At 59.1% G+C, this 22,090-nt stretch carries 15 protein-coding genes; 13 read left to right on the top strand and 2 right to left on the bottom strand.

What is annotated here, in order from left to right; translation table 11 throughout:
• The first annotated feature begins 539 nt into the window (after positions 1–539).
• The 5 genes from glgA (at position 540) to QN377_RS15770 (ending at position 7,690) form a co-directional block, all read left to right on the top strand.
• Entirely contained in the window at positions 540–2,111 is a 1,572-nt protein-coding gene (glgA, locus tag QN377_RS15790; RefSeq protein WP_095002374.1) for a glycogen synthase GlgA, read from the top strand.
• Positions 2,112–2,165: 54 nt separating this feature from the next.
• Positions 2,166–4,247: a 4-alpha-glucanotransferase gene (malQ, locus tag QN377_RS15785; protein ID WP_095002373.1), complete on the top strand. Its 2,082-nt coding sequence runs from the start codon at positions 2,166–2,168 to the stop codon at positions 4,245–4,247.
• A gap of 26 nt (positions 4,248–4,273) precedes the next feature.
• Complete coding sequence (locus QN377_RS15780) at positions 4,274–4,501, top strand: DUF2934 domain-containing protein (RefSeq protein WP_095002372.1); 228 nt, start codon at positions 4,274–4,276, stop codon at positions 4,499–4,501.
• A 137-nt stretch (positions 4,502–4,638) separates the two neighbouring features.
• Positions 4,639–6,792, top strand: a complete 2,154-nt coding sequence (gene glgX, locus QN377_RS15775) for a glycogen debranching protein GlgX (protein WP_322213145.1) — start codon at positions 4,639–4,641, stop codon at positions 6,790–6,792.
• 94 nt (positions 6,793–6,886) lie between these two features.
• Complete coding sequence (locus QN377_RS15770) at positions 6,887–7,690, top strand: endonuclease/exonuclease/phosphatase family protein (RefSeq protein WP_095002370.1); 804 nt, start codon at positions 6,887–6,889, stop codon at positions 7,688–7,690.
• A 72-nt stretch (positions 7,691–7,762) separates the two neighbouring features.
• On the opposite strand, the gene glgB is transcribed toward QN377_RS15770, so the two are convergent.
• Complete coding sequence (gene glgB, locus QN377_RS15765; RefSeq protein ID WP_370824168.1) at positions 7,763–9,982, bottom strand: 1,4-alpha-glucan branching protein GlgB; 2,220 nt, start codon at positions 9,980–9,982, stop codon at positions 7,763–7,765.
• A 282-nt stretch (positions 9,983–10,264) separates the two neighbouring features.
• On the opposite strand from glgB, the gene QN377_RS15760 reads away from it, so the two are divergent.
• The 5 genes from QN377_RS15760 (at position 10,265) to mapR (ending at position 15,488) form a co-directional block, all read left to right on the top strand.
• Positions 10,265–10,435 carry a hypothetical protein gene (locus QN377_RS15760; RefSeq protein ID WP_176464295.1) on the top strand — a complete coding sequence of 57 codons (171 nt, stop codon included), beginning with the start codon at positions 10,265–10,267 and terminating at the stop codon, positions 10,433–10,435.
• Positions 10,436–10,804: 369 nt separating this feature from the next.
• Positions 10,805–11,545 carry an ABC transporter permease gene (locus tag QN377_RS15755; protein WP_095018840.1) on the top strand — a complete coding sequence of 247 codons (741 nt, stop codon included), beginning with the start codon at positions 10,805–10,807 and terminating at the stop codon, positions 11,543–11,545.
• Positions 11,545–12,285 carry an ATP-binding cassette domain-containing protein gene (locus QN377_RS15750; RefSeq protein WP_095018839.1) on the top strand — a complete coding sequence of 247 codons (741 nt, stop codon included), beginning with the start codon at positions 11,545–11,547 and terminating at the stop codon, positions 12,283–12,285. The genes QN377_RS15755 and QN377_RS15750 overlap by 1 nt, the downstream gene beginning before the upstream one ends.
• 222 nt (positions 12,286–12,507) lie before the next feature.
• Positions 12,508–13,929 (top strand): cytochrome c oxidase accessory protein CcoG, encoded by a 1,422-nt coding sequence (gene ccoG, locus QN377_RS15745; RefSeq protein WP_095018838.1) that lies wholly within the window; start codon positions 12,508–12,510, stop codon positions 13,927–13,929.
• 146 nt (positions 13,930–14,075) lie between these two features.
• The gene (mapR, locus tag QN377_RS15740; protein ID WP_095002453.1) at positions 14,076–15,488 is read left to right on the top strand and encodes a GntR family transcriptional regulator MpaR; all 1,413 of its coding nucleotides are present in this window, start codon (positions 14,076–14,078) and stop codon (positions 15,486–15,488) included.
• A 120-nt stretch (positions 15,489–15,608) separates the two neighbouring features.
• On the opposite strand, the gene QN377_RS15735 is transcribed toward mapR, so the two are convergent.
• On the bottom strand, positions 15,609–16,019 hold the full coding sequence (locus QN377_RS15735; RefSeq protein WP_095018837.1) for a hypothetical protein: 411 nt from the start codon (positions 16,017–16,019) through the stop codon (positions 15,609–15,611).
• A gap of 189 nt (positions 16,020–16,208) precedes the next feature.
• On the opposite strand from QN377_RS15735, the gene QN377_RS15730 reads away from it, so the two are divergent.
• The 3 genes from QN377_RS15730 to QN377_RS15720 are packed head-to-tail and all read left to right on the top strand — an operon-like array spanning position 16,209 to position 21,982.
• Positions 16,209–19,430: an efflux RND transporter permease subunit gene (locus tag QN377_RS15730; protein ID WP_095018836.1), complete on the top strand. Its 3,222-nt coding sequence runs from the start codon at positions 16,209–16,211 to the stop codon at positions 19,428–19,430.
• The gene (locus tag QN377_RS15725; protein WP_095002363.1) at positions 19,420–20,586 is read left to right on the top strand and encodes an efflux RND transporter periplasmic adaptor subunit; all 1,167 of its coding nucleotides are present in this window, start codon (positions 19,420–19,422) and stop codon (positions 20,584–20,586) included. The genes QN377_RS15730 and QN377_RS15725 overlap by 11 nt, the downstream gene beginning before the upstream one ends.
• The gene (locus QN377_RS15720; protein WP_095018835.1) at positions 20,570–21,982 is read left to right on the top strand and encodes an efflux transporter outer membrane subunit; all 1,413 of its coding nucleotides are present in this window, start codon (positions 20,570–20,572) and stop codon (positions 21,980–21,982) included. Before QN377_RS15725 ends, QN377_RS15720 begins: the two co-directional genes overlap by 17 nt.
• The last annotated feature ends 108 nt before the right edge of the window (positions 21,983–22,090 follow it).

Raw genomic sequence — 22,090 nt, 5'->3', positions numbered from 1 at the left:
AGATGTGTATAAGAGACAGCCACATCGGTGCGCGCGCCCTGTTATTTTGCAGAACCGCCCCCCATCCCCGTAGCAGCTGACGAGCGGAGCGAGGCTGCGTTCGGGCGCGTAGCGGCCGTGAACCCTGCGAACCCGATTGGGCTAGCATATCGCAGTGTCTGATTTTACGGCTGCTGCGCAGCCTCGCTCCGCTCGTCAGCTGCTACAAAAACTGAAACAGACTTTGTGATAGATACTTTTCCTACAAGACAACTCTCATTGTCTTACAAAAAACACTGCCTTTAGCTAGCAGCTTGACCCATCTCTTCTACACTCAACGCTGTCGCATCTACGGCGTGTATTTGTCGTATTTGAATAATCGGATCTTCTTCGCCCGTGATAGGCCAACTTGGGGCTGGGTTGCAGCTGTTGGTGCATTCCTTGCAGTGCCCAAATCATCTTTTACGCATTTTTGCCGTGGATGACATGGCCGATCAGTCAGTGGGGAAGTGCCGGCCGGGTGGCCGTTAGCAGATCAATAAATACAACGGGAGAGATTCATGATCAGTGCTGCTGCGCCACATCAAGAAGAACGTCTGACCCCGCAAGTTGTGAATGAGCTGATTTCACTGCCAGATCTGGCCCCTGCAGGGAGGCCCGCGCTGGCGGTGATAAACGCCAATCCCAATAAAAAGAAGGTGCTGTTTGTCACCTCCGAACTGGCCGACCTGGTGAAGACCGGTGGCCTGGGTGATGTGTCGGCAGCACTGCCGCGGGCCATGCGTCACTTGCATGATGTACGGGTGCTGATCCCCGGCTACCCACAAGTGCTCAACAGCGACAACCCGATCCACATCATCGGTGAACTCGGTGGCCATGCCGCCCTGCCCGCCTGCAAGATCGGACGCATGGACATGACCGACGGCCTGGTCATCTATGTACTGATCTGCCCTGAGCTTTATGAGCGCGAAGGCACGCCCTACGGCGCCAACAATGGCCGCGACTGGCCCGACAACCACATCCGTTTCGCCCGCCTGGGGCTGGCTGCAGCCGATATCGCTGCCAATCTGGCACAGATACACTGGCAACCCGACCTCGTGCATGCCCACGACTGGCCTGCAGGGCTGGCCCCGGCCTATATGCACTGGCGCGGGCAACGCACCCCCACCCTGTTCACTATTCACAACCTCGCCTACCAGGGCGTATTCAGCCGCGCCTGCTGCCCGGAGCTGGGCATCCCGCACCATGCCCTGCAACAGGACGGTATGGAGTTCTACGGCAAACTGTCGTTTCTCAAGGCCGGCATGGCCTACGCCAGCCATATCACTACGGTCAGCGCGACCTACGCCGCCGAAATCACCACCCCGGCCTTTGGCTGCGGGCTCGATGGCTTTTTGGCCAGCAAGACCCAGCAAGGCCTGTTGAGCGGTATTCCCAATGGCATCGATGAAAGCTGGGAAGCCACCACCGACCCCCATCTGGTGGCGCCCTTCGGTATCGGTGACTGGGATGCCCGCGCCGTCAATACCACCCATGTGCGTACCCTGTTCGGCCTCAACCCCTCCAAAGGGCCATTGTTTGCCGTCGTGTCGCGCCTGGTTTACCAGAAGGGCCTGGACCTCACCGAAGCCGTGGCCGCCTTTATCGTCGCTTCGGGCGGGCAGATTTGCATCATCGGCCGCGGTGAACCCGAAGAAGAACAGGCCATGCGTGAACTTGCCTTGCGCTTCCCGGGTCAGATCGGAGTACGCATCGGTTTCAATGAAACCGATGCACGGCGCATGTTCGCGGGCAGCGACTTTTTGCTGATGCCCTCGCGCTATGAACCCTGCGGTTTGAGCCAGATGTATGCACAACGCTTCGGCTCGCTGCCAGTAGCGCGCAACACCGGCGGCCTGGCGGACACCATCGAAAACGGCGTGACCGGTTTTCTGTTCGACGAGTCCACCGTGGCCAGCTACGAGGAAGCACTCAAGCGCGCCTTCAAGGTGTTCAGCTACCCCAAACTGTTGAATGCCATGCGCTGCCGCGCAATGGCCGCTCCATTCAACTGGTGCAAGGCCGTGGAACCCTATGCCGAGCTGTATGAGCAACTGGTTGCCAAGTCATTGCTTCGCACCGTGAAGCCATGAGCCCTGCGGATCTGCCTGACGTTCGTTCATTTATCGCCATCAAGGGAACCGCCAATGAGCGAAGCGCAACTTGAAGTACTCGCCGGCCGGGCCGGACTGGCCGTTGACTGGATTGATGCCAACGGCCAGCCACAGAGGGTCAGGCCACAGGTGCTGGAGGCCATTCTGGCGGGGCTGGGATTGCCCGCCGACAGCGCCGAAGCCATCGAAACCAGTCTGCTCAACCTGCAACTGGAGCAGCAGAACAAACGCCTGCCGCCCTTGCTCACGGCAGACGTCGGCAAGGCCCTGGACTTGTCACGCTACTTTCACGCCCATAGTCAGTGCATCGTGCATCTGGAGAACGGCGATGCGTTGCCAATCCAGCTGGATGCCGACGCCATGTTGCCGGGCATGATCCCCGTCGGCTACCACCGGGTGCAGCTGGAAGATCAACAGTTCACCCTGGCCGTTGCCCCGGCCAGGTGCTTCAGTATCGGCGATGCCCTGCATCAGACAGCGCCACGGGCATGGGGTGTCAGCGTGCAACTGTACTCGCTGCGGCGCCACGGCGATGGCGGCTTTGGTGATACCCGGGCACTCGAAACCCTGTTGCAGGCTGTGGGTGAGCGCGGCGCCGATGCGCTGGCAATCAGCCCCCTGCACGCCATGTTCAGCAGCGCGCCCAAACATTACAGCCCGTACTCACCTTCCAGTCGCCTGTTTCTCAACAGCCTGTATGCAGCACCCGCCAGTATCCTTGGCGAGGAGGCACTGCACAGGGCCATTGAAGCCACAGGCCTGAGAGACGAACTGCAACGCCTTGAACAGTTGCCGCTGATCGACTGGCCAGCCGCAACCCTGGCCAAACAGACATTGCTGCGTCAGCTCTACAACGACTTTGCCCGGGACGAACACCCGCTGCTGGCCGACTTCAATCACTTTCGCGAGCTGGGTGGCGAAGCACTGGAAAACCACTGCCGCTTTGAGGCCCTGCAGGAAACCTGTGTGGCCGGGCATCACAGCTTCGACTGGCGCGAGTGGCCCGAACAATGGCGCAACCCGGACAGCCCGGCGCTACTGCGGTTTGCCGAGGGGCACCAGGCGCTCATCGGCTATTACGCCTTTTGCCAATGGCTGATCGCCCGCTGCCTGGACCGGGCCCAGACCACGGCGCGTAGCAGCGGCATGGCCATCGGCCTGATCGCCGACCTGGCCGTGGGTGCCGATGGTGCCGGCAGCCAGGCCTGGTGCCGCCAGGATGAACTGCTGGCGCAACTGACCGTGGGCGCGCCACCCGATGCACTCAACCGCGCGGGCCAGGGCTGGGGCATCTCGGCGTTTTCCCCCGAAGGCCTGAAGCGCAATGGTTTTCGTGCCTTTATCGAGATGCTGCGGGCCAATTTTGCCCATGCTGGCGGGCTGCGCATCGACCATGTGCTGGGTTTGCAGCGCCTGTGGGTAATACCCCTGGGGGCTTCGCCCGATGAAGGCGCCTATCTGTATTACCCGATCGACGACCTGCTGCGCCTGGTGTGCCTTGAATCGGTGCGCCACCAGGCCATCGTGCTGGGCGAGGACCTTGGCACCGTACCTGACGGCCTGCGGGAAAAGCTCAGCGAGCGGGCAATCCTGGGCATTCGCGTGCTGCTGTTCGAGCAGGACTACGGCGCGCGCTTCAAACCGATTCTGGACTGGCCGGACGATGCCCTGGCCACCACCAGCACCCACGACCTGCCGACACTCACCGGCTGGCTGCACGGACGCGATATCGACTGGAATGAACGCCTGGGCCTGATTGACCCGGTCACTGCACACCACTGGCGCGAAAGCCGTCAGCGCGAGTGCGAAGGCCTGGATCTGGCCTTGCGCCTGGATCCGCAAAACTTTCAGGAAGAAGCCCAGGGCAACGCTCCGACACTGGACGCCAGCATCCGTTATCTGGGGCACACCCGTGCGCCGCTGGTACTGCTGCCAATCGAAGATGCACTGGGGCTCGAGGAGCAAGCCAACTTGCCCGGCACCGTCAGCGGCCACCCCAATTGGTGCCGACGTCTGCCGGGCGACGGCAATACCTTGCTGGACGCTATCGATGCCACTCAACGTTTTGAACTGCTGGCCTGCGCCCGCCAGCAAGCCCACGAGCGAGACCGCTAAATCACCCATGAGCAAGGAGCTTCACCATGAGTAATGACGACAAGCACATTCGTGAATTTGCCTATCAGATCTGGGAGTCTGAAGGTCGCCCGGAGGGCCAGGAGGCGCGTCACTGGGAAATGGCCCACAAACTGGCCCAGGCACAAGCCCTGGCCCCCTCCAAGGCAGCCCCCAAGGCCACCAAGGCCAAGGCCGCAGCAAAACCTGCTGGGGAGAAAAAGCCCCGGGCACCGCGCAAGCCTGCCTCGTCTTGAGTCCACCTTCCCCCTTGTGGGAGCGCCAGCTCGCGATTGCCTCAACCCGGCCAACGGATTGAACCGCAGAAGTGCAATCGCAAGCCCGCCCCCACAGGCCACCTACACCCAAAAATCCGGTTGTGCAGGAGCAGGTCATGAGTAAACACACGTCAGCACCGCCCACTGGCGACCCCTTGCGCATCCGCGAAGGGCTGCCCTTCCCCCTTGGGGCCACCTGGGATGGCCTGGGCGTCAACTTTGCCCTGTTCTCGGCCAATGCCACCAAGATCGAGCTGTGCCTGTTCGATGCCGCAGGCGAGGTCGAGCTGGAGCGTATCGAGCTGCCCGAGTACACCGACGAGACCTTCCACGGCTATCTGCCGGACGCCCATCCCGGGCAGGTCTACGGTTATCGCGTGCATGGCCCTTACGACCCGGAAAACGGCCATCGCTTCAACCACCACAAACTGCTGATCGACCCCTACGCCAAACAGCTGGTGGGTGAACTGAAGTGGTCCGAGGCCCTGTTTGGCTACACCATCGGTCACCCGGATGCCGACTTGAGCTTTGATGAACGGGACAGCGCGCCCTTCGTGCCCAAGTGCAAGGTCATCGACCCGGCGCACACCTGGGGTCATGACCACCGCTTGAGCGTGCCTTGGGAACGCACCATCTTCTACGAGGCCCACGTGCGCGGCATCAGCATGCGCCACCCCGCCGTGCCGGATGCGGTGCGTGGCACCTTTGCCGGCTTGATGATCGATGAAGTGGTCGAGCACATCACCGACCTGGGCGTAACCAGCATCGAGCTATTGCCGGTGCATGCCTTCGTCAATGACCAGCATCTGCTGCAAAAAGGCATGACCAATTATTGGGGCTACAACAGCATCGCTTTTTTTGCCCCCGACCCGCGCTATCTGGCCAGCGGCAAGATTGCCGAGTTCAAGGAGATGGTGGCGCGCCTGCACAAGGCCGGCCTCGAGGTGATTCTGGATGTGGTCTACAACCACACCGCCGAAGGCAACGAACAAGGTCCGACCCTGTCCATGCGCGGCATCGACAACGCCTCGTACTATCGCCTGATGCCCGAGGACAAGCGCTACTACATCAACGATTCCGGCACCGGCAACACTCTGGACCTTAGCCATCCATGCGTCTTGCAGATGGTCACTGACTCGCTGCGCTATTGGGCCCGGGAGATGCACGTCGACGGTTTCCGCTTCGACCTGGCGACGATTCTGGGGCGCTATCACGACGGCTTCAACGAACGTCACAGCTTTCTGGTGGCCTGTCGCCAGGACCCGCTGCTGCGCCGGGTAAAAATGATTGCCGAACCTTGGGACTGTGGCCCCGGTGGCTACCAGGTCGGCGGCTTCCCGCCCGGCTGGGCGGAATGGAACGACCGCTTCCGCGACACCGTGCGCGCGTTCTGGAAAGGCGACGAAGGCAAACTGGCTGAATTTGCCGGGCGCATGACCGGTTCGGCCGACCTGTTCAACCACCGGGGCCGAAGGCCCTATAGCTCGGTCAACTTCATTACCGCCCATGACGGCTTCACGCTGCACGACCTGGTGTCCTATAACGATAAACATAACGAGGCCAACGACGAAAACAACCAGGACGGTAGCAACAACAATATTTCCTGGAACCACGGCGTCGAAGGGCCCACCGACGACCCCGAAATCAACGCCTTGCGCCAGCGCCAAATGCGCAATTTCATGGCCACCCTGTTCCTGGCCCAGGGCACGCCGATGCTCGTGGCCGGCGACGAATTCGCCCGCACCCAGCACGGCAACAACAACGCCTACTGCCAGGACAGCGAAATCGGCTGGATCAACTGGGAACTGGACAAGACCGGCAAATCCCTGCTGGCCTTTGTCAAACGCCTGATCAAGTTACGCATGCAGTACCCCATCCTGCGGCGCGGCCTGTTCCTGGTGGGGCACTCCGTTGACACGCCCGAGTACAAGGACGTGACCTGGCTGGCCGCCGATGGCAACGAGATGACCACCGAACAGTGGCAGGACGCCGAGGCCCGGTGCATGGGCATGCTGCTCGATGGCCGGGCGCAGGTATCCGGGGTGCAGCGCGCCGGCGCTGATGCCACCTTGCTGATCGTGGTCAATGCCAACCACGACCCGGTCAACTTCAACCTGCCCAAAGTGCCCCACGGCATCAGCTGGTCATGCCGGCTCGACACCACTGACCCGAGCATCAAGGGCCCGCAGCATCTGCCCTTCAACAAACCCTACAATGTCACCGGGCGTTCGCTGGTGCTGTTTGAATTGCAACACACCGAGGTGTCGTGAATGTATTGATAAACATCAAGTGCACCCCCATAAAAAGCGGCAAGCTGTGACTGTAACTTGCCGCTTTGAAACTGCCCCTGACAGAGGAGTGACCATGCCTACCGAACAAGCTGTCGGCAATACACTTTTATCTGCCACCCCGGCAACAGCACCTGCCGTGCATCGAATCAAGGTGCTGACGGTCAATACACACAAGGGCTTTACCGCCTTCAACCGCCGCTTCATCCTGCCCGAACTGCGCGAAGCCGTGCGCAGCACCGGTGCCGATCTGGTGTTTTTGCAGGAAGTGCTCGGCGAGCACGGCAAGCACGCCTCACGTTATGAAGACTGGCCTGCCACCTCACAGTACGAATTCCTCGCCGACAGCATGTGGAGCGACTTTGCCTACGGGCAAAATGCCGTTTACCCCGACGGTCATCACGGTAATGCCCTGTTGTCCAAGTACCCGATCAAGGCTTCGCGCAATCTCGATGTGTCGATCACCGGGCCTGAGCGGCGCGGCTTGCTGCACTGTGTGCTGGATGTGCCAGGGCATGACAATGTGCATGCCATTTGCGTGCATTTGAGCCTGCTGGAAAGCCATCGCCAACTGCAGATCGTGTTGCTCAACCAACTGCTCAAATCCTTGCCGCCCCATGAGCCGGTGATCATTGCCGGTGACTTCAACGACTGGAAGCAGCAAGGCAACGCTGCCCTGCGCCAGCGTGACGACCTGCATGAGGTGTTTGAGCGCCATCACGGCCAAGTGGCCAAGAGCTATCCCGCGCGCTGGCCACTCCTGCGTCTGGATCGTATCTACTTGCGCAATGCACGCAGCCATAATCCAGAGATCCTTGGCAATAAGCCGTGGAGCCATCTATCCGATCATTTACCGTTGGCGGTTGAGGTGCATCTGTAATACCGAGGTGCCCGCCTGCCCTCACCCCAACCCTCTCCCGAGGGTGAGGCCTGGGGTGAGGGCGCTGTTGCTCTACCCCGTCACCGGCCGCAATATCAGCACCCCCAGCGGCGGCAGATTCAAGGCCAGCGATACGCCCTGACCATGGCTGGCTACCTCCTGGGTCACCACCCCGCCGCCGTTGCCATAATCGGAACCGGCATAGATCGCCGAATCACTGTTGATAACCTCCTGCCAGGTACCGGCAAATGGCACACCGATCCGATAACCTTCGCGCGGCACCGGGGTAAAGTTGGTCACCACCAGCAAGGGCGAACCGTCCTTGCTCCAGCGTAGCCACGCATAAACGCTGTTGGCTGCGTCATCGCCAATCAACCACTGGAAACCCTGCGATACATCATCCTGCTCATACAGCGCTGGCTGCTCGCGGTACAAACGATTCAAGTCGCCAACCAGTTTTTGCACCCCCCGGTGCTCGGGGTATTGCAGTAAATACCAGTCCAGTTGCTGATCATGATTCCATTCACGCCACTGGCCGAATTCGCAGCCCATAAACAGCAGTTTCTTACCCGGATGTGCCCACATAAAACTCAAGTAAGCACGCAGATTGGCGAATTTCTGCCAGCGATCACCGGGCATCTTGTCGATCAGCGAGTGTTTGCCGTGCACCACTTCATCGTGGGAGATCGGCAGGATAAAGCGCTCGGTCCAGGCGTACACCAGGCCAAAGCTCAGTTCGTTGTGATGATGGGCGCGGTACACCGGGTCTTGCTGGATGTAATGCAGCGAATCGTGCATCCAGCCCATGTTCCATTTGTAGGAAAACCCCAGCCCGCCCTGATCGGTGCTCTCGCTGACGCCGGGCCAGGCCGTGGACTCTTCGGCAATCACCAGCGCGCCTGGTACCTCGTAGGCAACCACATCATTGAGATGGCGCAAAAATTCTATGGCTTCGAGGTTTTCCCGCCCGCCATGCCGGTTGGGCACCCACTCACCAGCCTTGCGCGAATAGTCGCGGTACAACATGGACGCCACCGCATCCACGCGCAACCCGTCGACATGAAAGTGCTTGAGCCAGTGCAAGGCCGAGGCAAGCATAAAACCATGCACTTCGGTACGGCCCAGGTTGTAAATCAGGGTGTTCCAGTCCTGATGAAAACCTTCAAGAGGGTTGGCGTATTCGTACAGTGCCGTGCCATCAAACTGCGCCAGCCCATGAGTATCGTTGGGAAAATGCGCCGGCACCCAGTCCAGAATCACACCGATACCGGCCATATGACAAGCATTGACGAACGCGGCAAAATCATCAGGCGAACCATAGCGGGCCGTCGGCGCAAATTGTGACAGAGGCTGATAGCCCCAGGAGCCTCCAAACGGGTGTTCCATGATCGGCATCAGCTCGATATGGGTGAAACCCAGTTGCTGCACGTAAGGGATCAGGCGCTCGGCCAGCTCGGGCCAGCTGTACTGGCGTTCGATGTCGCCAACATCATCGGTTTCGCACTGCCATGACCCTGCATGTAACTCGTAAATTGACAGCGGTGCGTCACGGCGCTGACGCTGCTCACGGGCTTGCATCCAGTCACCATCCTGCCATTCGATGGCCAGGGGTGACGCCACCTTCGACGCCGTATCAGGCGGCAACTGAGTGGCCAGCGCCACGGGGTCGGCCTTGAGCGGCAAGATGCCGTGGGCGCCAAGGATTTCGTATTTGTACGCCTCGCCCGCCTGCAGGCGCGGCACAAACAGCTCCCACACGCCGTTGGCGTGGCGCAGGCGCATGGGGTGGCGACGGCCATCCCAGCCGTTGAAATCGCCTACCACAGACACCCGCCGCGCATTTGGCGCCCACACGGCAAAGCGCACCCCCGGCACGCCATCAACCTCCAGCAATTGCGCCCCGAAGCAGCTGCTTAAATCACGGTGGTTGCCTTCGGCAAACAGGTACAAGTCCATCTCACCCAACAACGGACCAAAACTGTAAGGATCTTCGCTGGTTTGCACGGCATTGCCCCAATCAACCTGGAGCAAGTACGGCCGCGCCTGTGTGAAATGCCCGACAAAAAGGCCGGTGACTTGTGCGTCATCAAGGCGCCCGAGTACTTCACCGGTATCCCTGGCGAGTACATTGACACTGACTGCGCCGGGCAAAAAAGCCCGGACAAACTGCCCGCCTGCAGCATCGGCGTGAGGCCCCAGCACCGCAAACGGATCGGGGTGTTCGGCTTTGGTCAGTGCGTCGATGTCCGTAGGGGCGGGTAACAGCGAGTCTTTACCTTTACCAGTATCCATGCTCGAACTCATGCTGCTCTCCGTCTGGTAAAGGTTGTGCATGCCTGTGCATACGTTTCGGTCTTCGACTTGGCCTATGTCCTGAATCCACAGTCCCACCAAGACTAGCTCTTGTGGGGCACCCCGTGAGGGCTAATTACCCTTGGTTTATGCAAAACCCATGCAAATATTGCGGTACGCGCAGCGCAGTGCGCCGTCGGTCACGTGAGCGGAATCAAACCTGCCATCACACGGTCAACCGTCCGACAGCCCTCTACATCCCGCCACCGAGAGGTCATCGTGATGAGTATCCCCATTGCACCTGAAACCCCTGACCCCAATATCGACCAGCCAGCTTTGCCGCCCGTTCCCGAGCCACAACCGCAACAGGAGCCGCCCGAGTGCGACCCGCAACCCATGGGTGACCCGCCCTGTGAGCAAGTGCCGCGAAAGGTAAAGACTGAAAAGTTCTAATTACGGCAATTAACAAGGAGCGGCATGGCAGCGCACATTCAAACAGCATGCCGCTCGTCGCTTTTTTTGAAAAAAAGTCATACCCGTACTACAGAGCGGGCTTACAAGTATTCTTTAAAACAGGCCCTACCAAAAACAAACAAACATTCACAAGCATTTGAAATTTTTTAATATTTTCAGGCGAAGCATATAAAAGCCCTCACGCAAATGAAATAAGATCATCGCAAAGGTTTCAGGAAGCCTTAATAAGCTATAGGGAAAACTATACGACTACTGTAGGAGCAATCTTAAACAAGATGTGCATATTTTTGACAAACTTCAAGGCAGGTATTAAATCTACAAAGATGCTCTTTCCTTAGCAGGTACCACATGCACAAGAATACAGGATCTCGAGCCTTTCAACTGGCCATGATTTTTATCAAGGAACAGCTTAAGGAACCGACTGCACTGTTCTGGATATTACTGTCGCCCGGTGCTGTTTTCTATCTGCTGATCTACTCGAAAGGAGACGATAATTTCAATCAAGATTACAGCGCTGTCACCGCATGGTTTTATGCCTATATATCTTCAAGCGTAGCGTTCTTTGGATTTTCTTTTTATATCATTGGCCGTCGAGAAAGTGGTTTCATCCGTTCATTCATTTATACGCCACACGCCAGAGCAGTGTTCCTGATAGCGCAACTCATCGCTTATTCCACAATCGCCTGCTTGTACTGCTTGTTTTTTTACATGATGACACGGCTTCCTTTTGGGGGTTACTCCACTTATGAAGCCTCAACACTCATGATCCGATTTTATAGTTGCTTTATTTTATTCTGCTCACCCGGCCTGCTCATTACCGCACTACCACTCAACTTCCAAACGGCCAACACTGTTTTTTCAATCTTATCTTTTATCATGCTTGCCCTCGGGGTAGCACAAGCTGCCCTTCCTGAACCCACCTATTTCCCAATTGAATTATTCAACCCTCTAAGCCTTGGCAAAAGCATTATGCAACAGGGTATACAACCGCTATGGAAAATCATTATCAGCATTTTTGCGACCTTCATCATTGCCTTGTTATTGGCCTGCAAGTACTTGCGTATCAATCCAGTATGGAGCCGCTACTAATGAGTATTTTACAGGCAGACTGCATTGATTTCCGCTACCCAGAAAAACCGCTTTTCAGCCAAGCTAGCCTGCAGGTTTGCTCAGGCTCAATGACTGGTTTACTAGGACCTAATGGTGCAGGCAAGACCACGTTCTTTGATATTTTATGCGGTTTAAAAAAACCAGATAATGGCCAGATCACAAACCCTTTTACTCAACAACTTTATTTATCTCAGACGCTAATGACACCTCCCGCGTTGCGCATGTATGACATTTTCAAAATGACGGCCTTACTCTGCTCGCCCGCCCCCATCAACAAATGCCATATACAAGAGAAGCTGGCCCGTTGGAGCCCTCGAATCCTTGACCGCTACAACGAGATCTGGAGCAAAAAATCCTCTCTGTGCAGTTACGGTGAAAAACGCTGGTTCTTCACCGTTTCACTGCTGTCGATCGCAGCTGATTTCTACATTTTGGATGAACCCACTGCAGGGGTAGATCCGGAATTTCGCTTTCATATCTGGCAATGCCTGCGCGGTGCGGCACAGGACGGGGCGGCAATCCTTGTGTCCTCGCACAATGTCGATGAAATCAGCGAAAACTGCCAAGGCTTTTACATGATCAGCCAACAGAAATTCCTACACTTTGAAGACGGTGAAGCGTTCAAATATCACTATCAGGCCAGCACCCTCGATCAAGCCTTTATCAAGGCCGCATGTGGGGCTGACATGCACAAGTCATCACAACCCATCAGACCGTGATTCGCAGATTTTCTTGACCCCGATCACCCCCTGTACCACCCAACTGCGTTACAGGCGTGCAAAGCCAGCAAAACCGGGGCAGAACCTCGGGTGCAGCCGATTGTCGCAGGCCGCCTGAAAGCGCCATCTGATCCGCTTTTAATTCAAATAACTGAGTCTGTTATGCAAACAGTTCGCTGGGCATAGTGCTCGGGCCTGATGGAGGCTGATGAGCGAAAGACCATGAGCGAACAAATTCCCGTCCAGATACTTGAATCATTTGAGGCTCCCCGACCAAGAGCCGCAAAAACCAATAACAAGTCCAGCGACAACCTGATTCATACCCGCAGTTTCACCGGCCTGTTTCGCACACTGCGAATCGTGGGAGCAGGCCTGTTGTTTTTACTGTTCTTTGGCACCGTATGGCTCAACTGGGACGGCCGTCAGGCAGTGCTGTGGGACTTGTCTGAAAGTAAGTTTCATATATTCGGCGCGACCTTCTGGCCGCAGGATTTCATCCTGCTTTCGGCACTGCTGATCATTGCAGCCTTTGGCCTGTTTGCAATCACGGTATTTGCCGGGCGCGTATGGTGTGGCTACACCTGCCCGCAGAGCACCTGGACCTGGCTGTTTATGTGGTGCGAAAAGATCACCGAAGGTGACAGAAACCAGCGCATAAAGCTGCAAGCAGCGCCCTGGCGCCTGAACAAGATCCTGCGCCGAACGGCCAAGCACTCGTTGTGGCTGGCCATCAGCGTGATGACGGCACTGACCTTTGTCGGTTATTTCACCCCGGTACGGCCACTGGCCACAGAGCTGCTGACCCTGGAGATCGCCGGTATCAGCCTGTTCTGGATGCTGTTTTTCACCGGCGCCACTTATATCAGCGCCGGCTGGCTGCGCGAGGCAGTGTGCATGCATATGTGCCCGTATGCACGGTTCCAGAGCGTGATGTTCGACAAGGACACCCTGGCCATTTCCTATGATGTGGCCCGCGGCGAAAACCGCGGCCCGCGCAAACGCGGGGTCGAACCCAAGCAGGCCGGGTTGGGTGATTGCATCGATTGCTATATGTGTGTGCAGGTATGCCCCACCGGGATAGATATTCGCGATGGCTTGCAGATGGAGTGCATCGGCTGCGCGGCCTGTATCGATGCCTGCGACTCGGTGATGGAGAAAATGGGTTACGCTCCGGGCCTGGTGCGTTATACCTCCGAGCACGAATTGCAAGGCGGCAAGACCCATCTGCTGCGCCCGCGGCTGATCGGCTATGCCGTGGTGCTGCTGGTGATGATCGGCGCGCTGGTGATGGCGCTGAATATGCGCACCATGGTGTCCCTGGATGTGATCAAGGATCGCGGTCTGTTCCGTGAGAACAGCCAGGGCCAGATCGAGAATATCTACAGCCTGAAAATCATCAACAAGACCCAGGAGCCTCAGCACTACCGGGTTTCGTTGCAGGACGGCGAGGCGTTCCAGTTGCAGGGTAAAACCGAACTGACCCTGGCCCCCGGCGAGATTGTCGACGTACCGGTGTCTGTGGCCCTGCTGGCCGAGCGCCCGAAAAGCAGCTCGCAGACCATCGAGTTTGTGGTCACTGACACTGATGAACCGAGCGTGCGCAGTGTGGCCAAAAGCCGTTTTGTTGCCCCGCTGAACCGTTAAGCTGCAAATACTTTGTGTGGGAGCGGGCTTGCTCGCGACAGGATTGCTGCGGTGTGTCAGGCAAATCGCAGTCAGGCCATCGCGAGCAAGCCCGCTCCCACACCCTTGCCCCGCCAGTAACCCAACGCCGGACCGAGCCTTATTCCATGAAACGCTACGAAAAATTTGCCGACGATATTGCCGAACTGATTCGCTCCGGGGTGCTCGGCCCCGGCCAGCGCGTGCCTTCGGTGCGCTATGCCAGCCAGACCTACGGCGTCAGCCCCTCGACGGTTTTTCAAGCCTATTATTTGCTGGAGCGTCGCGGTTTGATCCGGGCCAAGCCGCGCTCAGGCTATTTCGTCAACACCCATGCACCCAGTCCGTTTTGCGAGCCAGTGTTCAGCAGCCACGTCACCGAGTCCACCCAGGTGGATGTCAGCGCCCTGGTGTTTTCGGTGCTGGACTCGATCAAGGATCCGCACACCGTACCCTTTGGCTCGGCCTTCCCCAGCCCGATGCTGTTCCCTTTGCAACGCCTGGCCCGCTCGATGGCCACCGCCAGCCGCGAAATGGACCCGCGCATGGTGGTGACCGACATGTCCCCCGGCAACCCGCAATTACGCCGGCAAATCGCCCTGCGCTATATGGTCGGCGGGCTGATGCTGCCGATGGAGGAACTGCTGATCACCAATGGCGCGCTGGAGGCCCTCAATCTGTGCCTGCAGGCCGTCACCGAACCCGGTGATCTGGTGGCCATCGAAGCCCCGGCGTTCTACGCCTGCCTGCAAGTGCTGGAACGGCTCAAGCTCAAGGCCGTGGAAATCCCGGTGCACCCGCGAGATGGCATCGACCTCGGCGTGCTGGCACAAACCCTTGAGCGCCACCCGATCAAGGCCGTGTGGTGCATGACCAGCTTTCAGAACCCGATTGGCGCGACCATGCCAGAGGCCAAGAAACAGGCACTGGTGAAGTTGCTGAGTGACCATCAGGTGCCGTTGATCGAAGACGATGTGTATGCCGAGCTGTATTACGGTCAGCACCCGCCCAAGCCGGCCAAGGCGTTTGATACCGAAGGGCTGGTGATGCATTGCGGCTCGTTTGCCAAAAGCCTGGCCCCGGGCTATCGCATTGGCTGGGTGGCTGCGGGGCGTTACGCGCAGAAAATCGAGCGGCTTAAACTGATGACCTCGCTGTGCGCCTCCATGCCAGCCCAGGCGGCGATTGCCGACTATTTGCAACATGGCGGCTATGACCGCCACCTGCGTAAATTACGCTATGCCCTGGAAGAGCAGCAAAGCGCGATGCTGGCAGCGATAGGGCGTTATTTCCCGGCACAAACCCGGGTCAGCCAGCCATCGGGAGGGTACTTTCTGTGGCTGGAGCTGCCCGAGCAAATGGACTCGCTCAAGCTGTTTCAGATGGCGTTGGCCCAAGGTATCAGCATTGCGCCGGGGCCGATCTTCTCGGCTACCCAACGTTTTAGAAACTGCATCCGCCTGAACTACGGCAGCCCATGGGACGCTGCCTGCGAAAAGGCCATGGAGACCCTGGGCAAAATCGTCAAATCGTTCACTTGATGCCCTCGTTCCTTCGGCAGTGGCTACAAAGTCTGAAGGACATTTCAACTGTGGGAGCGAGCAGGCTCGCTCCCACAGGGAGGGTTGACCGGCAACAGCGTATCTACAGGGATCGCAATCTCACCCCGGCATACAGGTGAAGTCCGCCGTGTGGGCCACTTCCTTGCCGTGGCCATCCACCAGGCGTGCACTCACTTCAGGCCCCAGGCTCGATTCGATCAATTCGTAATGCTCACCCGCTTTAAACCCGCTGTAGTTGACCTTGCCCTGGCAATCCACCTGGTTTTCATCACCCGTGGCACCTTCATACAGGGTCACGTCCAGCCGGTGGGCACCAGGCGTGACTTCAAAATAGCGGCCATCGTTGATGCTTTTGCCGTCTACACGTTCGGCCATCAGGTCACTGTTGCCCTCTTCTTTCAGTCCGATCCAGGCTTCGCCCGGGTCCTGCTTGGGCATGGGCCCTGCACAAGCCGACAGCAACAGCACCAGGCTCAGGGACGGAATCAGCAGAAGCGGTTTAAGGTTCATCGCAGTCGAGCCTCGAAACAATAGAGTAGGCCGCAAGCTTGCGGCGCCTCGCGCCTTGCGCCAAATGAATGAAAATGAAGGGAATTTCAGCCCTTTCCTAAAGGATCCTTCACGTTGCTGAAAGCTGAACGTTAGGTTTGAGCGGTGAGACTGCCGAGGTTTGCAATTCCACTCCTCGGAGGTTCTGGCATGCTCGGGCTGGTAAAGACCGCACTGCACAAGCCGTACACGTTTATCGTGCTGGCGATTTTCATCTGCATCATCGGGCCACTTGCCGCTGTGCGGACCCCTACTGATGTATTTCCTGATATTGGCATTCCGGTAGTCGCCGTGGTCTGGCAATACACCGGCCTGGCACCTGCCGACATGGCCGGCCGGGTGATCTACACCTACGAACGCTCGCTGAGTACCACGGTCAACGACATCGAACATATCGAGTCGCAGTCATTGCCCGGCATGGGCATCGTGAAAATTTTCTTCCAGCCCGGCGTCGATATTCGCACCGCCAACGCGCAAGTGACCGCCGTGTCACAGACCGTGCTCAAGCAGATGCCGCCGGGGATTACCCCACCACTAATCCTTAATTACAGCGCGTCCACGGTGCCGATCCTGCAACTGGCGTTCTCCAGCCCGACACTTTCGGAAGCCAAAATCCGCGACCTGGTGCAGAACAATATCCGCCTGCCCCTGAGCGCCCTGCCGGGCCTGGCCATGCCGACGCCGATGGGTGGCAAGCAGCGTCAGATCACCCTCGACCTTGACCCCCAGGCACTGGCTGCCAAAGGCCTGTCCGCACAGGATGTGGGCAATGCCCTGGCAGCGCAAAACCAGATCATCCCGGTGGGCACCGCCAAGCTTGGCACCTATGAATACACGGTGTTGCTCAACAACAGCCCCAAGGCCATCGACGAACTCAATGACCTGCCGATCAAGACCGTCAATGGCGCGCTGATCACCATCGGCCAGGTGGCCCACGTACGTGACGGCTCGCCGCCGCAAACCAATATCGTGCGCGTCGACGGCCATCGTGCGGTGCTGATGCCGGCGCTGAAAAACGGCAATATCTCGACCCTGTCGATCGTCGACGGTATTCGCGCAATGCTGCCGCGCATCAACGAAACCTTGCCGCCGTCACTGAAAACTTCGTTGCTGGGCGACGCTTCGGTATTCGTCAAGCAATCGGTGGGCAGCGTGGCCCAGGAAGGCATCATTGCCGCCCTGCTGACCAGCGCAATGATTCTGCTGTTCCTCGGCAGCTGGCGTTCCACCCTGATCATTGCCGTGTCGATCCCCCTGGCCGTGCTGTCGGCCATCGCCCTGCTGGCCCTGAGCGGGCAAACCCTCAATGTCATGACCCTTGGCGGACTGGCGCTGGCGGTGGGGATTCTGGTGGACGATGCCACAGTAACCATCGAGAACATTAACTGGCACCTCGAGCAAGGCAAGTCGGTGCGCGATGCGATCCTGGACGGCGCCAAGCAGATTGTCGGCCCGGCGTTCGTGTCGCTGCTGTGTATTTGCATCGTGTTTGTGCCGATGTTCATGTTGCAGGGCATTGCTGGCTATCTGTTCCGGCCGATGGCGCTGTCGGTGATTTTCGCCATGGGCAGTTCCTTTATTCTGTCGCGCACTCTGGTGCCGACCCTAGCGATGTTTCTGCTTAAGCCACATGTGCCGGAACAAGGTTCAGGGCATCACCCGGAAGACGGCTACATCAACCATCACGAGGGCGATCAGCACACCCGCCAGCACTCGGCACCAGTGCGTGCACTGCTGAGCTTTCAGGCGGGATTCGAGCGCCGTTTTTCGGCAGTACGGGACGCTTACTACGCCGTACTGGAACTGGCCCTGGCCAATCGCAAACGCTTTCTGCTGGGTTTTATGGCCTGTGTACTGGCCTCCTTTGCCTTGCTGCCAAGCCTGGGCCAGGACTTTTTCCCGGCCACCGATGCCGGTGCCCTGGCCTTGCATGTGCGCTTGCCGCTGGGCACGCGCATCGAAGAAAGCGCTGCGGACTTCGATCGCATCGAGTCACGGATTCGAGAAATCATCCCGGCCGAGCAACTGGACACAGTGATCGACAATATCGGCATTCCGCTTAGCGGCATCGATATGGCCTACAGCAGCAGTGGCACTATCGGCCCGCAGGACGGCGATATTCAGGTCACCCTTAAAGAAGGCCACAGCCCGACGGCCGACTATGTAAAACGCTTGCGAGAAGCCTTGCCGGAGAGTTTCCCCGGCAGCCAGTTCGCCTTTATGCCTGCAGATATCAGCACCCAGATCCTCAATTTCGGAGCACCGGCTCCGCTGGACGTGAAAATTTCCGGGCGTGACGACGAGGCCAACCGCGCCTATGCCCTGGAGCTGCAACGTCGCCTGCAACATGTACCGGGAATTGCCGACCTGCGTATTCAGCAGTCGGTGGGTTACCCGTCGCTGCAGGTCAAGGTGGACCGCCTGCGCGCCAATGGCCTGGGGATTACCGAACGGGATGTGACCAACAGCATGGTGGCCTCCCTGGCGGGCAGCTCCCAGGTGGCACCGACCTTCTGGCTCAACCCGCAGAACGGTGTGTCTTATGGTGTGGTAGCCGCAACGCCGCAGTATCGTCTGGACAGCCTGCCGGCCCTCGAAGCCCTGCCCGTGACCGGCAGTAACGGCCAGTCACAAATCCTGGGCGGGCTGGCGACTATCAGCCGTGTGCAAAGCCCGGCCGTGGTCACTCACTACAACATTCAGCCGACGCTGGACCTCTACGCCAATATTCAGGGTCGCGATCTGGGCTCGGTGGCGGCCGATGTGCAAAAAGTGATTGATGGCGCAGCCAACCTGCGGCCCAAAGGCGCAATCATCAGCCTTCACGGCCAGATCGATGCCCTGCATGAAGCCTTCAGCGGCCTGAGCTTCGGCCTGCTCGGCGCGGTGGTGCTGATCTACTTGCTGATCGTGGTCAACTTCCAGTCGTGGCTCGATCCTTTTGTGATCATCACTGCCCTGCCCGCGGCCCTGGCCGGGATTGTGTGGATGCTTTTTCTCAGTGGTACCTCGCTGTCGGTGCCCGCCTTGACCGGAGCTATTTTGTGCATGGGGGTGGCTACCGCCAACTCGATCCTGGTGGTGAGCTTCTGCCGCGAACGCCTGGCCGAACATGGCGACGCTCTCAAGGCAGCAATGGAAGCGGGCTATACACGTTTCAGACCCGTGTGCATGACCGCACTGGCGATGATGATCGGCATGCTCCCGCTGGCCTTGTCAGAAGAACAGAACGCCCCCCTGGGACGCGCCGTTATTGGCGGTCTGATGCTAGCCACCGTTGCCACCCTGCTGTTCGTGCCCGTGGTCTTTAGCCTGGTGCACGGCCGTGAAAAAAATCGAGCTGCTGCTGGAGAAACTTCCCATGTCGTCTGATCAAAAACCCTCGCGCAAGCGCTTGATATACCTGGGCATCGGTGGCCTGACCCTGGCCGCCTTGCTGGTCGCCAATGGGCTGGCCGCCCGCAGTCGCCATGAGCACGCGGTGAGCCAATGGACCGAAGCGGCCGCACTGCCGATTGTCAACGTATTCCAGCCCCTGCAGAACGCCCATGGCGATACCCTGCGCCTGCCCGCGCATCTGGAGGCCTGGAGCAAGGCGCCGATCCATGCCCGGGTCAACGGCTACCTGCAAAGCTGGCAAACCGACATTGGCAGCAAGGTCAAGGCCGGGCAGGTCCTGGCGGTTATCGACAGTCCGGATCTGGATCAGCAACTGGCGCAGACCCGCGCCCATATGCTCCAGGAGCAAGCCAACGCCCGGCTCGCGGCCACTACGGCCACACGCTGGCAAAATCTGCTGGCAAGCCATTCGGTGTCGCGCCAGGAGGCTGACGAAAAGCTGTCCAATGCTGCCGCCGCCAAGGCCAATGCCCAAGCCGCTGAGGCGGATTACGCACGACTGTCGACGCTGGAAGCCTACAAGACCATTCGCGCACCTTTTGCAGGCACCATCACCGCGCGCAATACCGATATCGGCCAGTTGATCAAGGCCGACACCGACAGCGATACCGAGCTGTTCGATCTTGCCGACACGCACCAGCTGCGCCTGTATGTGCCAGTGCCACAGAACTACGCCAGCGTGATCCGCCCCGGCATGCAGGTACAACTCAGTGTGCCGGAACATCCGGGGCAAATGTTCAATGCAAAACTGATCGGCAACTCGACAGCAATTGACCAGCGCTCCGGCACCCTGATGGCCCAGTTCGTCGCCCTCAACCCTGGTGACGCGCTGATGCCCGGCGACTATGCCGAGGCGCTGCTGTCGATTCCGGCCGATACCCATGGCGTCAGTATCCCGGCCAGCGCCCTGATTTTCCGTGCCCAGGGCACACAGGTGGCAGTGCTCGACAAGGCCCGGCATGTGCATTTGCAAACGATCCATATCGGCCTTGATCTGGGCGAACGACTGGTGATCGATCAAGGCCTTACCGCCACCGACACCGTCATCGACAATCCGCCCGACGCCTTGCGCGAAGGCGACTCGGTCAAGCTGGCCGACGCAGGAGCCCCCCATGCAGCCAAGGCTTAAACGCAGCGCCCTGTTACTGACCCTGGCGTTGCAGGGTTGCTCACTGGCACCAGGCTACAAGGCACCAGACCTCAAGTTGCCCGAGCACTACCGTGAGCAAACCAGCGACGGCCCGTGGCACAGCGCGCAACCTGCCGACCAGCTCTCACCACAGTGGTGGCGTGTATACCAGGATGAACGCCTGAACAGCCTGCAACAGCAGTTGCTCAAAGCCAATCCGGATCTGGCCGCGGCACTGGCCCACTTCGATGCGGCGCAGGCGTATGCCAGCCAGTTGCACGCTGGGCTGTTCCCACAAATTACCGCCAGTGGCCAGCCGTTGCGCCAGCGTCAATCGGACAACCGTCCATTGCGCGGCAGTACTCAGCCATCGGTCTACAACAGCAATACGGCGGGGTTTGCGTTGAATTTCGACCTCGACCTGTGGGGCAAAATCCGCAATCAGGTGGCGGCGGGCGATGCTCAAGCCCAGGCCTCGGCGGATGACCTGGCCGTCGCGCGTTTGAGCCTGCAACGCCAATTGGCCAGCCTGTATGTGCAACTTGACGGGCTGGATGCGCAGCAGCAAATCCTCACCCGCTCGCTGGATGATTACGCTCAGGCCCTGCAACTGACCCGCTCGCGCTATCAGGGGCAGATCGCCTCGGAACTCGACCTGACCCGTGCCCAAAGCCAACTGGCCGAAGCCGAGGCGCAGCTGGATGACGTCCGCGCCCAACGCAACCTGACCGAACACGCCATCGGTGAACTGGTGGGCGAACCTGCCAGCAACTTTCAGCTGGTGGCCAACTCGCAAACGCTAAACCTGCCTGATCAACCGCGCACCCTGCCCAGTACCCTGCTGCAACGGCGCCCCGACATCGCCGCGGCCGAGCGCCGGGTTTTCGCCGCCAATGCCGGGATCGGCGTAGCCAAGGCCGCCTGGTACCCGGACTTCAGCCTGACCGGCCTGCTTGGCGGGCAAACCCAGGGTAGCGGCAATTTGCTGTCTGCCGGTAACAGGTTCTGGGCGTTGGGGCCGTTGGTCAACCTGCCGATTTTTGACGGCGGCAGGCTCGATGGCCAGGAACGCCAGGCCAGGGCCGAATTTGCAGAAGCATCAGCCCATTACCGTAGCCAGGTGCTGCACGCGGTGCGTGAAGTTGAAGACAACCTCGCCCAGCTGCGAGACCTGCAACAGGAAAGCCTCGATGAACAGGCCGCAGCAAACGCCGCCGAACACACCCGGGCAATCGCCACCCACAGCTATGAAGCCGGCGCGGTGAGTTACCTGGACGTAGTCACCGCACAGACTGCCGCCCTGCAGGCCCAGCGCCAGGTGCAGGCATTGCACACCCGACAGTTACAGGCCAGCGTAGGGTTATTGACGGCGTTGGGGGGTGGTTGGCAGGGCTGACGCCCTGCGCATCAGTGGGAGCAGGCTTGCCCGCGATGGCAACACCGCGATTTGCCTGACAGAACGCAGTGCTTGCATCGCGGGCAAGCCCGCTCCCACAGGTTGGGG

This window comes from Pseudomonas sp. CCC4.1, assembly GCF_035019225.1.
Classification (GTDB): Bacteria; Pseudomonadota; Gammaproteobacteria; order Pseudomonadales; family Pseudomonadaceae; genus Aquipseudomonas; species Aquipseudomonas bubulae.
This window is presented reverse-complemented; position numbering and strand designations above follow the sequence as displayed.

Excerpts from the sequence above, each read along its gene's own strand:
- glgA (WP_095002374.1), top strand. The coding sequence starts at position 540 with ATGATCAGTGCTGCTGCGCCACATCAAGAAGAACGTCTGACCCCGCAA.
- malQ (WP_095002373.1), top strand. The coding sequence starts at position 2,166 with ATGAGCGAAGCGCAACTTGAAGTACTCGCCGGCCGGGCCGGACTGGCC.
- QN377_RS15780 (WP_095002372.1), top strand. The coding sequence starts at position 4,274 with ATGAGTAATGACGACAAGCACATTCGTGAATTTGCCTATCAGATCTGG.
- glgX (WP_322213145.1), top strand. The coding sequence starts at position 4,639 with ATGAGTAAACACACGTCAGCACCGCCCACTGGCGACCCCTTGCGCATC.
- QN377_RS15770 (WP_095002370.1), top strand. The coding sequence starts at position 6,887 with ATGCCTACCGAACAAGCTGTCGGCAATACACTTTTATCTGCCACCCCG.
- glgB (WP_370824168.1), bottom strand. The coding sequence starts at position 9,982 with ATGGATACTGGTAAAGGTAAAGACTCGCTGTTACCCGCCCCTACGGAC.
- QN377_RS15760 (WP_176464295.1), top strand. The coding sequence starts at position 10,265 with ATGAGTATCCCCATTGCACCTGAAACCCCTGACCCCAATATCGACCAG.
- QN377_RS15755 (WP_095018840.1), top strand. The coding sequence starts at position 10,805 with ATGCACAAGAATACAGGATCTCGAGCCTTTCAACTGGCCATGATTTTT.
- QN377_RS15750 (WP_095018839.1), top strand. The coding sequence starts at position 11,545 with ATGAGTATTTTACAGGCAGACTGCATTGATTTCCGCTACCCAGAAAAA.
- ccoG (WP_095018838.1), top strand. The coding sequence starts at position 12,508 with ATGAGCGAACAAATTCCCGTCCAGATACTTGAATCATTTGAGGCTCCC.
- mapR (WP_095002453.1), top strand. The coding sequence starts at position 14,076 with ATGAAACGCTACGAAAAATTTGCCGACGATATTGCCGAACTGATTCGC.
- QN377_RS15735 (WP_095018837.1), bottom strand. The coding sequence starts at position 16,019 with ATGAACCTTAAACCGCTTCTGCTGATTCCGTCCCTGAGCCTGGTGCTG.
- QN377_RS15730 (WP_095018836.1), top strand. The coding sequence starts at position 16,209 with ATGCTCGGGCTGGTAAAGACCGCACTGCACAAGCCGTACACGTTTATC.
- QN377_RS15725 (WP_095002363.1), top strand. The coding sequence starts at position 19,420 with ATGTCGTCTGATCAAAAACCCTCGCGCAAGCGCTTGATATACCTGGGC.
- QN377_RS15720 (WP_095018835.1), top strand. The coding sequence starts at position 20,570 with ATGCAGCCAAGGCTTAAACGCAGCGCCCTGTTACTGACCCTGGCGTTG.